General features: G+C 42.6%; 9 protein-coding genes. 5 read left to right on the top strand and 4 right to left on the bottom strand.

The features are described 5' to 3' along the window. The first annotated feature begins 44 nt into the window (after positions 1 to 44). The 4 genes from DWW91_RS26760 (at position 45) to DWW91_RS26745 (ending at position 6,532) form a co-directional block, all read left to right on the top strand. Positions 45 to 1,943, top strand: a complete 1,899-nt coding sequence (locus tag DWW91_RS26760) for a biotin/lipoyl-containing protein (protein ID WP_122329367.1) — start codon at positions 45 to 47, stop codon at positions 1,941 to 1,943. Continuing rightward, on the top strand, positions 1,943 to 3,178 hold the full coding sequence (locus DWW91_RS26755; RefSeq protein WP_046145610.1) for a sodium ion-translocating decarboxylase subunit beta: 1,236 nt from the start codon (positions 1,943 to 1,945) through the stop codon (positions 3,176 to 3,178). Before DWW91_RS26760 ends, DWW91_RS26755 begins: the two co-directional genes overlap by 1 nt. 233 nt (positions 3,179 to 3,411) lie before the next feature. Next, complete coding sequence (locus tag DWW91_RS26750; RefSeq protein ID WP_007655731.1) at positions 3,412 to 5,262, top strand: DUF349 domain-containing protein; 1,851 nt, start codon at positions 3,412 to 3,414, stop codon at positions 5,260 to 5,262. A gap of 61 nt (positions 5,263 to 5,323) precedes the next feature. Beyond that, positions 5,324 to 6,532, top strand: coding sequence for a hypothetical protein (locus DWW91_RS26745; RefSeq protein ID WP_122329366.1), 1,209 nt, complete (start codon positions 5,324 to 5,326; stop codon positions 6,530 to 6,532). A 10-nt stretch (positions 6,533 to 6,542) separates the two neighbouring features. On the opposite strand, the gene DWW91_RS26740 is transcribed toward DWW91_RS26745, so the two are convergent. From DWW91_RS26740 to DWW91_RS26725, 4 genes are read right to left on the bottom strand one after another with little or no spacing between them, the layout of a single operon-like run. Further along, positions 6,543 to 7,031 (bottom strand): cupin domain-containing protein, encoded by a 489-nt coding sequence (locus DWW91_RS26740; protein ID WP_122329365.1) that lies wholly within the window; start codon positions 7,029 to 7,031, stop codon positions 6,543 to 6,545. 15 nt (positions 7,032 to 7,046) lie between these two features. Then, on the bottom strand, positions 7,047 to 7,418 hold the full coding sequence (locus tag DWW91_RS26735; RefSeq protein ID WP_233584589.1) for a hypothetical protein: 372 nt from the start codon (positions 7,416 to 7,418) through the stop codon (positions 7,047 to 7,049). A gap of 11 nt (positions 7,419 to 7,429) precedes the next feature. Then, positions 7,430 to 8,020, bottom strand: a complete 591-nt coding sequence (locus tag DWW91_RS26730; RefSeq protein ID WP_048318192.1) for a hypothetical protein — start codon at positions 8,018 to 8,020, stop codon at positions 7,430 to 7,432. 12 nt (positions 8,021 to 8,032) lie between these two features. Continuing rightward, on the bottom strand, positions 8,033 to 8,521 hold the full coding sequence (locus DWW91_RS26725; RefSeq protein WP_007655744.1) for an RNA polymerase sigma factor: 489 nt from the start codon (positions 8,519 to 8,521) through the stop codon (positions 8,033 to 8,035). Positions 8,522 to 8,960: 439 nt separating this feature from the next. On the opposite strand from DWW91_RS26725, the gene DWW91_RS26720 reads away from it, so the two are divergent. Continuing rightward, positions 8,961 to 12,206 carry a TonB-dependent receptor gene (locus DWW91_RS26720; protein WP_122329364.1) on the top strand — a complete coding sequence of 1,082 codons (3,246 nt, stop codon included), beginning with the start codon at positions 8,961 to 8,963 and terminating at the stop codon, positions 12,204 to 12,206. Position 12,207 lies beyond the last annotated feature (1 nt).

Here is a 12,207-nt window from a genome sequence, read left to right as displayed (position 1 = left end):
GTTTAAACGGCTCTCTTGAGATAGGGAGCGCAATTTATTTACATATGAAAAGAGAAATCAAATTCAGTTTGGTCTTCAGAGACATGTGGCAATCTGCCGGAAAATATGTTCCCAGAGTAGACCAGCTAACCAGAGTTGCCCCCGCTATTGTTGAGATGGGCTGTTTTGCCCGCGTTGAAACCAACGGAGGGGGATTCGAGCAAGTTAATTTACTATTCGGAGAAAATCCAAATAAAGCCGTACGTGAATGGACGAAGCCATTCCATGAAGCAGGTATTCAAACACATATGTTGGACCGTGCATTGAACGGCCTCCGTATGAGTCCGGTTCCGGCAGATGTCCGCCAGTTATTCTACAAGGTAAAGAAAGCACAGGGCACCGACATCACCCGTACATTCTGCGGCCTGAATGACGTACGTAACATTGCTCCTTCCATCCAGTATGCCAAAGAAGCCGGGATGATCTCCCAGTGTTCGCTCTGTATCACCCACTCGCCTATCCACACGGTCGAATATTATACCAAGATGGCCCTGGAACTGATCGAACTGGGAGCAGACGAAATCTGTATCAAGGATATGGCAGGTATCGGACGTCCTTATTCATTGGGACAGATCGTTGCCAATATCAAAGCGAAACACCCTGAAATACCTATCCAGTATCATAGCCATGCAGGTCCCGGATTCAATGTAGCTTCTATCCTGGAAGTGTGCAACGCCGGTTGCGACTATATTGACGTAGGTATGGAGCCACTGTCATGGGGCACAGGGCATGCCGACCTGCTGACCGTGCAGGCCATGTTGAAAGATGCCGGTTACAAAGTGCCGGAAATCAATATGGAAGCCTACATGAAAGTACGCAGCATGATCCAGGAATTTATGGATGATTTCTTAGGATTGTATATCAGTCCGAAAAACCGTCTGATGAACTCATTGCTGATCGGCCCGGGACTTCCCGGCGGTATGATGGGCAGCCTGATGTCTGACCTGGAAAAGAATCTGGAATCGATCAACAAAAACAATATCAAGAACAACAAGCCGCTGATGTCGCAAGACCAACTGCTGATCAAGCTGTTCGACGAAGTGGCTTATGTATGGCCACGTGTCGGTTATCCTCCATTGGTAACTCCGTTCAGCCAGTACGTAAAGAACCTGGCACTGATGAACGTAATGCAGATGGAAAAAGGGAAAGCACGCTGGAGCATGATCGCCGACGACATCTGGGATATGCTTCTCGGAAAAGCCGGAAGACTGCCTGGTCCGCTGGCTCCTGAAATCATCGAAAAGGCAAAAGCCGAAGGACGCGAATTCTTCGAAGGAAATCCGCAGGACAACTACCCGGATGCTCTTGACAAATATCGCAAGATGATGAACGAGAAACAATGGGAAACCGGCGAAGACGACGAAGAGTTGTTCGAATATGCAATGCACCCGGCTCAGTACGAAGCCTACCGTTCCGGAAAAGCGAAAGTCGAATTTCTGGCTGATGTTGCCCAGAAAAAAGCAGCTTTGCAGGAAAAGGCACAACCGGCAGCACCGGCCACAGCCGCACCGGCAGCTCTGCCAACAACACCCCAGGTGCTGACTGTAGATGTAGACGGACAGCCTTACCGCGTAACAGTTGCCTTCGGAGATACAGCTAATGCCACACCGGCAGCTGCTCCTACCCAGGCCGCACAACCGGCAGCACCGGCCGCTCCAGCACCTGCCGGAGCCGGAAACGAAATTCTTTCACCGCTGGAAGGAAAATTCTTCCTCGTAAAGAACGCTTCCGACACACCGCTTAAAGTTGGAGATATAGTCAAAGAAGGCGATGTGCTTTGTTATGTGGAAGCAATGAAAACATATAATGCCGTACGTTCGGAATTCAGCGGAAAGATCACTTCCATCAACTACGCTGGTGGCGACACGGTTTCTGAAGACGACATATTAATGACTATACAGTAATGAACGAGATATTTCAAAATCTGTATGAAATGACTGCGTTCAGCAACATTATTGCTGAACCGCAGTTCCTGATCATGTATGCAATCGCATTCATATTGCTTTATCTGGGTATCAAGAAGCAATATGAACCTTTGCTGCTTGTCCCTATTGCATTCGGGGTGCTGCTTGCCAACTTCCCCGGAGGTGACATGGGAGTGATCCAGGCAGATGAAAATGGATTGGTCAATGTTAACGGAGTAATGAAAAACATCTGGGAAATGCCGCTGCACGACATTGCGCATGAACTGGGTATCATGAACTTCATCTATTACATGCTGATCAAGACCGGCTTCCTTCCGCCAATCATTTTTATGGGTGTAGGAGCATTGACCGACTTCGGACCGATGCTTCGTAATCTTCGCCTGTCGATTTTCGGTGCGGCTGCCCAGCTAGGTATTTTCACCGTTTTACTGGTAGCGATCCTGATGGGATTCACTCCGCAGGAAGCCGGTTCTCTCGGTATCATCGGGGGGGCAGATGGACCTACAGCGATCTTTACAACCATTAAACTCGCACCTCACTTATTAGGTCCGATTGCTATTGCTGCTTATTCATATATGGCACTGGTCCCTGTAATCATTCCACTGGTAGTCAAAGCTCTTTGCTCCCCAAAAGAACTTCGTATCAATATGAAGGAACAGGAAAAGAAATATCCTTCAACAGTAGAGATTAAGAATATGCGGGTTTTAAAAATTATATTCCCAATTATTGTTACTACTGTTGTTGCCTTGTTTGTTCCCAGTTCAGTGCCTTTGATAGGTATGTTGATGTTCGGTAACCTTGTAAAAGAAATCGGAACCAATACATTCCGTCTATTCGATGCCGCCTCCAACAGTATCATGAATGCAGCGACCATCTTCCTGGGACTGTCGGTAGGTGCAACCATGACGGCAGAAGCCTTCCTGAACTTTACAACGATCGGTATTGTGATCGGCGGATTCCTGGCTTTTGCCCTGTCTATCGCCGGCGGTATCTTCTTCGTAAAACTGTTCAACCTGTTCACCAAGAAGAAAATCAATCCGCTTATCGGTGCAACCGGATTAAGTGCCGTCCCGATGGCTTCACGTGTTGCCAATGATATCGCATTGCAATATGATCCCAAAAACCATGTATTGCAGTATTGCATGGCCAGCAACATTTCCGGCGTAATCGGTTCGGCTGTTGCAGCCGGCGTATTGATCTCATTCCTGGGATAAAAAAACTGCAACTATTTATAAAAAGTCCCTGTAATCTGCTCAATGCAAGTTGCAGGGATTTTTGTTTAATACATTTTTTGGAGAACAAAGCGGTTAATTCCGGACTTTTTACACGAATATTAACCTTTTCTAATAAATAAATTGCCCGCAAATGCTGTAATCCAAAAATAAATACTTTAATTTGTGACTTGATATAGGAATGCTTTTTATCCTTTTCTTAAATGTGATTGAATATGAAGGACACTCATGAAACTAATCTGCCAGCTGAAGAAACCGGCAAATTAGAAGAAACTAAAGCACCGGAAGTAACTCCGGAAAACACTGCGGCTGAAGTTGAAACAACTGAAACCCCGGATGAAGCGACAGCGAACGCTATCAGTAAATTATCAAAAGAAGAGATTCTTGAAAAATTAGCTGAATTGGTAAATGCTGCTGCCGAAACGGCACGCAACGAAGTGGAATCGTTGAAACAGGCATTTTATAAAATCCACAGAGCCGAAGTTGAAGAATCGAAGAAAACATTCCTCGAAGGTGGTGGAGAAGAAAAGGATTTCGTCGCTCCTGAAGATGAAGGCGAAAACAAACTGAAAGAATTGCTAGCCGTTTTTAAAGAAAAAAGAGCTGCAATCCTGGCAGAAGAAGAACGCATAAAGGCTGCGAACTATGCACTGAAACTTCAACTGATCGACCAGTTAAAAGTGTTGACCGAAAGTCAGGACGACTTCAATAAGCTATACAACGACTTTAAAGACATCCAGCAGAGATGGAAAGAAATTAAAGCCGTACCACAGGAACATGCAAACGAACTGTGGAAAAACTATCAGACTTACAGCGAAAGATTCTATGATATAATCAAGATCAATAATCAGTTCCGCGATTACGACTTCAAGAAAAATCTGGAATTGAAAACGGCTCTATGTGAAACAGTTGAAAAGCTGCAAACCGAACCGGATGTCGTGTCCGCATTCCACCAGCTTCAAAAACTGCATCAGCAATGGCGTGAGATCGGTCCGGTTGCCAAAGAACTGCGCGAAGAGTTATGGGCTCGTTTCAAAGCGGCTTCTACCGTGATCAACAAACGTCATCAGGAGCATTTCGAATCGCTGAAATCGAAAGAACAGGAAAACCTGGTCGCAAAAACAGCTATCTGCGAAGAAATAGAAGGTATCGACTTCGATGCTTTGAAGACATTCAAAGACTGGGAAGAAAAGAATAAAGAGGTGATCGCTTTACAGGATAAATGGAAAACAATCGGTTTCGCACCGAAAAAATCCAATGTAAAGATTTTCGAACGCTTCCGTGCTGCCTGTGATGTATATTTCAACAAGAAAAGCGCTTTCTACAAGAATATCAAGGAAGAGATGGAAAAGAATCTCGAACTGAAAAAAGCCTTGTGTGAGAAAGCGGAAGCACTGAAAGACAGCGTAGAATGGAAGAGTACGACTGAAAAGATGATCGCTCTCCAAAAAGAATGGAAAACGATCGGTTCGGTTGCCCGCAAGCACTCGGATGTTGTATGGAAACGTTTCATTTCTGCCTGTGATTATTTCTTCGAACAGAAAAATAAAAATGTTTCCTCCCAGAAGAGCGTAGAACAGACAAATCTGGCCGCTAAAAAAGCATTGATCGAAAAGATCAATAAGCTGGATGAAACATTGAGTGCAGATGAAGCATTGGCTGAACTGAAAGACATGATGGCTGAATGGAATGCAATCGGTCATGTGCCTTTCAAGGAAAAAGATAAAATCTATAAAGAATATCACGAAGCAGTAGACAGCCAGTTCGACCGTTTGAAAGTAGACCAGACAGATCGTAAGATGCAGTCATTCCGCAGTAACCTGAACGATATGGCAGGCGAACATGGAAAAGGCAAACTGTATGGCGAACGCGAAAAGCTGATGAGAATGTATGACCGCATGAAAAATGAATTGCAGACATACGAAAATAATATCGGCTTCCTCAGCATCTCCTCGAAAGGCGGTGGCGGTCTCGTGAAAGAGATGGAGCGCAAGATCGAAAAGCTAAAAGATGAGATGGCGCTCATAATTAAAAAGATCGATGCAATAGATGAAAATCTTGAATAAATAAAACGAAGCCGTCTCGCTAACAGACGGCTTCGCTGTTTATATACATCTACTATTTTATATGATACCCCAGATACATTTATTTAATCCCGGACATGAAACTGCCGTACTGCTAGGCACGGAGAACTATACACCTCCGGCAAACGTACGAAGAATGATACAGGAGTTATCACATCTTCCTGTATGGTACGCCGATAGCAACGATTACGTATTTACAGAAGAGATCGCTTCGCCCCGTTTCTTTTCTTTACAACCCAAAGAGCTCAGGCCGTTTGCCACGCTTGTTTCCGTAAAAGAATTGAAAGAGTTAGCTCCTTCTCTTCCGGAACTGGCTGCGTCTCCCTGGGGAATATCTCCGCACAGCCTGTACGTCTTTGAGAAACTGAAACAAGAATTACAATTGAATTTATCCGTACCGACCTGGAAAGAAGAATATTTCCGGCTGACCGGCAGGCAGACAGCAGCAGAATGTCTTGAACGAATCCGCCAACTGTTACCCGACCTTCCCATACCGGCTACTCCAAAATTCTGTAAAAAGATCAGGGAAATAGAAAAATACCTGATCCTGCAAAATGCCCCTTTTGTTGTAAAGACTCCTTATTCTTCATCCGGACGCGGCTTGCACTGGATACCGGAGCGTAAACTCACCCCCAAAGACCGTACCTGGATAGAAGGGGCTATCAATAAACAGGGCACTGTCAGTATTGAATGCGGACTAGACAAGGTCCATGATTTAGCGATGGAGTTTTATTCCGACGGGGAAGGCCATGTCACCTATGAAGGACTCTCCGTCTTCAGTACGGAAAAAAAAGGTTCCTACTCCGGAAATGTATTGGGAAGTCAGGAATATCTGACTACACCGATCAAACGTTGGATAGGAGAAGATGTTTACCAGCAGGCCCAGAAAGCGGTTACAGAAGCCCTGAAAAGCATTTATGGAAATATATACCGTGGATATCTAGGAGTGGATATGATCGTCTACAAAACAAAAGACGGTTCGTATGCCCTCCATCCCTGTATCGAGATCAATATGCGCTATACGATGGGAATGGTTGCCCTCCGTCTCAGTCAAAGATATCTGGCTCCGCATGCCATTGGCGATTTCCACATCACTTATGACAGTAAAGTCGGGGAAGCCTACGAACGTCATCGTTTCATGAAAGGAGCTTACCCGCTCACCATAGAAAATGGCAAAATCAGGGAAGGATACTTGTCTTTATGCCCGGTGACAAAGGAGACAAAGTACAGAGCCTATATTTTAGTTGTGTAGATAGTTTTCTCTATCTACACAATTGTTCAATAATCTCTTTTTCCTGAGGATACCTAACGACCAGTTCTTCTTCCCGGGCCAGTTCGAAATCTTTATATTCAAATCCAGGAGCGACAGCACAACTTACCAATGTAAAACCTTTCGGATTTTTCAGGCGGGCAGCAAACCAAATATCAGGTTCAACAGTGATCTGTAACTGTCCTCCCTCCTGATCCGAAAGTTCACGACAAACAAGTTGTCCTTTTTCGAAAGAATAGATATGTAAAGGTTCACCCTTATGGAAAAACCAGCTTTCCGGAGATTGAATACGGTGAAAAGCCGAAAAGTCCGCCTCTTCCAACAGATAATAGATCGTTGTCAACACTCTGCGGTCGGATGGATATCCGGGAATAGGTTTCCACCTGTCCGGACGATATACTTCTTTAAAATAACCACCCTCCGGATGCGGAGACATATTTAGTTTTTCAATCCAATAAGAAGAATCCTTGCTACGATCCATAAGCTGTATATCTTATTATTTATGACGACGAACGCTACGAATAGTACCCGTCTTTTCTGTTCCTAATTTATACCCCAAAGATAATCCAAATGTAAATGTACGGTCACGTATTCCATCCGATAAACGGGTAAAACTAGGTAAATAAGCGATATTAACTCCTAATTGCATATTCCTGAAGTCTTTCCGGATGCCACCTACACATTTCAAACCGAACAGGACAGGATGAATGCCATCCAGCTTTTCTTTGATAGGTTCAAAATCAGAGGGACGGTGTTCATCAAAATCAACATAAGTTACTACCACCGATTTCAATTTAAAATCAAGACGGGGACCAACACCGATAAAAAAGATATATCCGTCATGACTTGTCTTTTTAATGTCACCCATTCCGACCTATTCTAACCCACTTCTTCTTCGAACTCCTTCAGTTCTTCCAGGCCTTTCTCTATTGTTCGGATATTTCTCAGGTAAAAACGGATTTGATAGAACATCATAATAGAAATAAAGAGCAATATTAATATCAGACGTATTTCCCAATTAGCGACAAGCCGGGCCTTTTCAATAAACAGAAAAGCAATCAGAGCTGAAACTACAAGTCCCGAAGCAAACATGAAATTCCTTTTCATCCAAAGTTTATAAATTAACGTAAGTCGGGCCAGTTCACAAATCCTCTTCTTCTCCATATTGAACCTAAGAAGTATAGCGGAGAAAAAGACTTGTATAATAAATCCTATGCCAATAGTCCCTTCCAATACAGCAAAAGAGAGCGGCTGCATCACGATTTTACCTGTCACAACTAGCACAGGAAATAACACACACATCACGAATGCCAATATAAGTCCAAACAAATCAAACCTGAACAACCGTTCATAGGCCGACTGTGTCCGATTAATTATCATCTCCTTAATGATCCTTTTATTCAATATCTCATTCTGTGCCAATCGCTCGTTCAGCACATTCCAACCTGCTTTTAATTCTTCCAGTTCCATATTCTTTTTAATTTAACTGTTTGACATGATTCTTAGTTTCTCTTTAATACGATTGAGTTTTACTGCCACATTATTACGGGAAAGTCCGGTAATATCCGCCATCTCCTGATAACTCTTTTCTTCCAGCCAAAGCAGGATCAGTGCACGCTCCAAACGTCCCAGCCGGTTTATCATCCGGTAAAGTTCATGAAGCTGGGCTGTTTTATCTTCTTCTTCCACAAAATCTTCCAAGTCGACCGAAATCGGTACCACTTCCGGTTTGGACTTTGACTTGCGGAAAAAAGAAATACAAGTATTCAATCCGATACGATACACCCAGGTGGAAGCCTTACACTCGCCCCGGAAGCGGGGAAATGCTTTCCACAGGTTTATCACGACCTCCTGATATAAATCATTCAGATTTTCCGGATCACTTGCATAGATATAGCATACCTTATATATCACCTGCTTATATTCTTCTACAAGTGCGATAAACTCTTTCTCTTGTTGCTGTGCTTTCATTTACTAACAATCGTATTGTTTACTATATCAGTCGTATGCAAAGATGGATAATTACAATAATAAATCAAAAATCTGCATAAATCTTCATCTTACTACATCTGTAAAAATTTCAAAATATTTTAATATTCACTTTTTTTAATATATCAAACTATATATATTCCATAAAAAAATTCCATATTTGTTCCGTATACAAAACTAAGTTTCTATATAGAAACTCAATGTTTTGTATCACAAACCTTAAACAAATGATATTACTCGTTTAAATTCAAGACAATACAGTTAAATAATTAGTAACATTTTAAATTTACATGCCTATGAAATAAACACAATCACCTGCCTTTGTACAAAAAAAGGCCAATAAGTGTTGCCTCACTTATCAGCCTTAAATTAGTACCTCTTTTCTCATTAAATTAATACTAACAAAAACGCATACAAAAGTATGAAAAAAAATCGCATAAAAGATGATATTACATTTTATCATCCAAATTCAATCTGTACACACATTTTTAGACCTTTGGGGTCTTTATTATTATTCTCATTCTTTGTAGGGCATATATGGGCGGATAATATAGGAGAGCCTTCTCTGATTCAACAACCGACCAAACACCAACAAGCCAAAGACAACGTTCTGGTTTCAGGTAAAGTAAAAGATGCTTTAGGAGAGTTAGCGTACATAACAATTCACGTTAAAGCCAACGCGCTGATCGGAACAATATCTGGAGAAGATGGAAGTTTTAGCTTGAGCAATGTACCAAGAAATTCGACCCTCGTATTCTCTTATCTCGGTTACAAAACGAAAGAAATAAATATCAGTAAATTAAAGAATCAGGAACTGACTTCCCTTCTTGTCGAAATGGAAGAAGACTCTGAACTTCTGGATGAAGTTGTTGTCACCGGTGTCGGCTCTCAAAAAAAAGTAAGTATCGTAGGTGCTATTACGACTCTTGAACCAAGTGAATTAAAAGCGCCAACACGATCATTATCAACCCAATTGGCTGGTAGAGTAGCAGGCGTTACCTTTGTACAAAAGTCCGGACAACCAGGAAAAGATGGTGCCTCCTTTATTATCAGAGGGATCAACTCTGTGACAGGGAATAGTGAACCTCTTATCTTAATTGACGGATTAAAAAGAACGATTGACGACGTAGACCCGAATGATATTGAAAGCTTCTCCGTTTTAAAAGATGCCTCAGCAACAGCTGTATATGGTCTGGAAGGAGCCAACGGTATCATTGTTATTAAAACAAAAACAGGAAAAGTTTCAGCAAAACCATCCGTAAGAGTCAGCTATTCAGCTTCTATTAACAACTCGACTTACAAACCCAAGTGGGTAGATGCAGTTGATTATGCCAAGATGAAAAACGAAGCATACGTTGTCAGAGGGAAAAAACCGTATTACTCAGATCAGGATATAGAGAAATTCGGTGATGCGGATATGGACTTTTATCCGAATGTGGATTGGTACAAGACTATGGTTAAACCGAATAATTTCTCTCAAAAAGCGAACTTCAACATCAGCGGTGGAGGAAACGTGGTAACCTACTACATGTCCGGAGGTTTTTATAAAGAAAATGGTATGTTCAACAGCGGAAATGATTCCAATGCCGATTACAACCAGTTCAATTTCCGTTCAAATATCAAAGCCGATGTGAGTTCTTCAACAACATTAGCTTTAGGATTTGACGGTCGTTACAATACAACGACAGAACCGGGGCAAGGCGTTGACAATCTTCTGAATATTATGAATAATCTAAACCCGACGCTTTTCCCGGCCGAATACTCGAACGGTACAGCTCCAGAAGAGCCGTCCGGTGTGACAAACCCGTATTCGTTGCTGACAAAGACTGGTTTTGTAAAAGATTATGCCAATCACATGTCAACCAACCTGAATATCGTTCAAAAACTTGACTTTATAACAGAAGGGCTATTTGTCAACTTTATTGCTTCTTTTACAAAAAACAACTATTACACGCACAAGTACGAGAAGAAATATCAAAAACATGCTCCTGACTTCGCCCATAGTTATATGGGTACCGGACGAGACGAAGAAGGCAACCTGGTCACCATTAATAAAACCCCGGATGTCGACGACAAAATGAGTTTTAAATATGTAGCACCAACAGGAAACAGAGTTATAGAAGTACAAGGTAGCGCAAATTACAGCAGAACTTTCTTCACCGATCTTCACACAACAGGATTGTTCCTTTATAAGCAAAGAGAATATCTGACAGATGCACCAAAAGGAGAAGGAGCAGAATTGCTGATCAACGCATTGGCCTCACGCGAACAATCGTTGGCAGGCCGTTTGACATTCGACTGGAAGCATCGCTACTTTATGGATGTGAATATAGGGGCATCAGGCTCTCAACTCTTTACACCGGATAAGAGATGGTCTACTTTCCCTTCCATTGGCGCAGGTTGGCTGATTTCGGATGAAAATTTCTGGTCGAGCTTACGTCCTGTAGTGGATCTATTTAAAATCCGAGCCACTTATGGAGAAGTAGGGGCTCCGGGTAGTGCCAAACGTTTCGGTTATTTGGCAGCGACAGGTCCTCTGACCGGTTATTCATTCGGATTCGGTAATGCCGCAGGCAGTGGCATCGGCATTGGAGGTATTGGCGAAACACGACTGGAGCAATTAGGTTTAACCTGGGAGCGCAACAAGAAAATCAATCTTGGAGTAGAAATCGGATTATTTGAACAATTCAAATTAATCACTGAGTTATACCACTACGACAACGAGATGCAATTGATCGACCTGAACCGCCTGCCATCCACATTAGGCTTACCGGCTATACCAAAGGCCAATCTGGGACGGACCGTTTCCGAAGGTGTTGACTTCGATTTCACTTATTCCAATTCATGGAATGATTTCAGAATCAACTACATAAAGGGCATCATCAGTTACAATAATAACGAGATCAAAGAAAACGGACAATTAGACCCGAAAGTTCCTTACCAGAGTGGTATCGGCCTGGACTACGGAAGATCTCTCAATTATATTGCTTTAGGCCTGTTCAAAGACCAGGAAGATATCGACAATAGTCCTGTTCAAACATGGAATGATGTAAAGCCCGGTGATATAAAATATAAAGATATAGACGGAGACGGCGTAATTACCCCCACCGACCGAGTATGGTTAGGAAACCAGTATCCCAAATGGACTTACTCACTGGCTTTCGACATCAGTTGGAAAAACTTCACGCTGGCATCGCGACTTATCGGAAAGTCGAATGTCTACAGGACGATCAGCGGAGGTAGAATACCTTTCAACCCCTATGACTCCAACGGCAATGAAGTAATCAACGAAAACGGAGCATTGTATTATGCCGCCATGAACGACCACTGGACACCGGCCTCTTATTCAGGAACTACTGCCACAGAAAATCCGAATGCGACTTATCCGCGTCTGGCTTTCGGATCTGAAAACAGAAACAATGCCCAACAATCTACCTTCTGGCTTCGTGAGTCTTCTTATTTGCAAATTGCCGACATAGAATTGGGTTATAACTGGATACCTAAAGACAAAAATCAATTCTTCAAGAGTATCTATTTCTACGGAAGATGCGATAATGTATGTACGTTCTCCAAATTCAAGGATTGGAATCCGGAACTAACCTCTCCTTATGCATATCCGCTAAAAAGAACGATCACATTAGGTTTTGAAATCGGTTTTAATTTATAAT

Origin of the sequence: Parabacteroides sp. AF17-3 (genome assembly GCF_003635445.1) — a bacterium.
Taxonomy (GTDB): Bacteria; Bacteroidota; Bacteroidia; order Bacteroidales; family Tannerellaceae; genus Parabacteroides; species Parabacteroides goldsteinii.
This window is presented reverse-complemented; position numbering and strand designations above follow the sequence as displayed.

What these genes read in the sequence shown, in the direction of transcription:
- DWW91_RS26735 (WP_233584589.1), bottom strand. Translation starts at nt 7,418, where the DNA reads ATGGGTGACATTAAAAAGACAAGTCATGACGGATATATCTTTTTTATC.
- DWW91_RS26745 (WP_122329366.1), top strand. Translation starts at nt 5,324, where the DNA reads ATGATACCCCAGATACATTTATTTAATCCCGGACATGAAACTGCCGTA.
- DWW91_RS26740 (WP_122329365.1), bottom strand. Translation starts at nt 7,031, where the DNA reads ATGGATCGTAGCAAGGATTCTTCTTATTGGATTGAAAAACTAAATATG.
- DWW91_RS26720 (WP_122329364.1), top strand. Translation starts at nt 8,961, where the DNA reads ATGAAAAAAAATCGCATAAAAGATGATATTACATTTTATCATCCAAAT.
- DWW91_RS26760 (WP_122329367.1), top strand. Translation starts at nt 45, where the DNA reads ATGAAAAGAGAAATCAAATTCAGTTTGGTCTTCAGAGACATGTGGCAA.
- DWW91_RS26730 (WP_048318192.1), bottom strand. Translation starts at nt 8,020, where the DNA reads ATGGAACTGGAAGAATTAAAAGCAGGTTGGAATGTGCTGAACGAGCGA.
- DWW91_RS26725 (WP_007655744.1), bottom strand. Translation starts at nt 8,521, where the DNA reads ATGAAAGCACAGCAACAAGAGAAAGAGTTTATCGCACTTGTAGAAGAA.
- DWW91_RS26755 (WP_046145610.1), top strand. Translation starts at nt 1,943, where the DNA reads ATGAACGAGATATTTCAAAATCTGTATGAAATGACTGCGTTCAGCAAC.
- DWW91_RS26750 (WP_007655731.1), top strand. Translation starts at nt 3,412, where the DNA reads ATGAAGGACACTCATGAAACTAATCTGCCAGCTGAAGAAACCGGCAAA.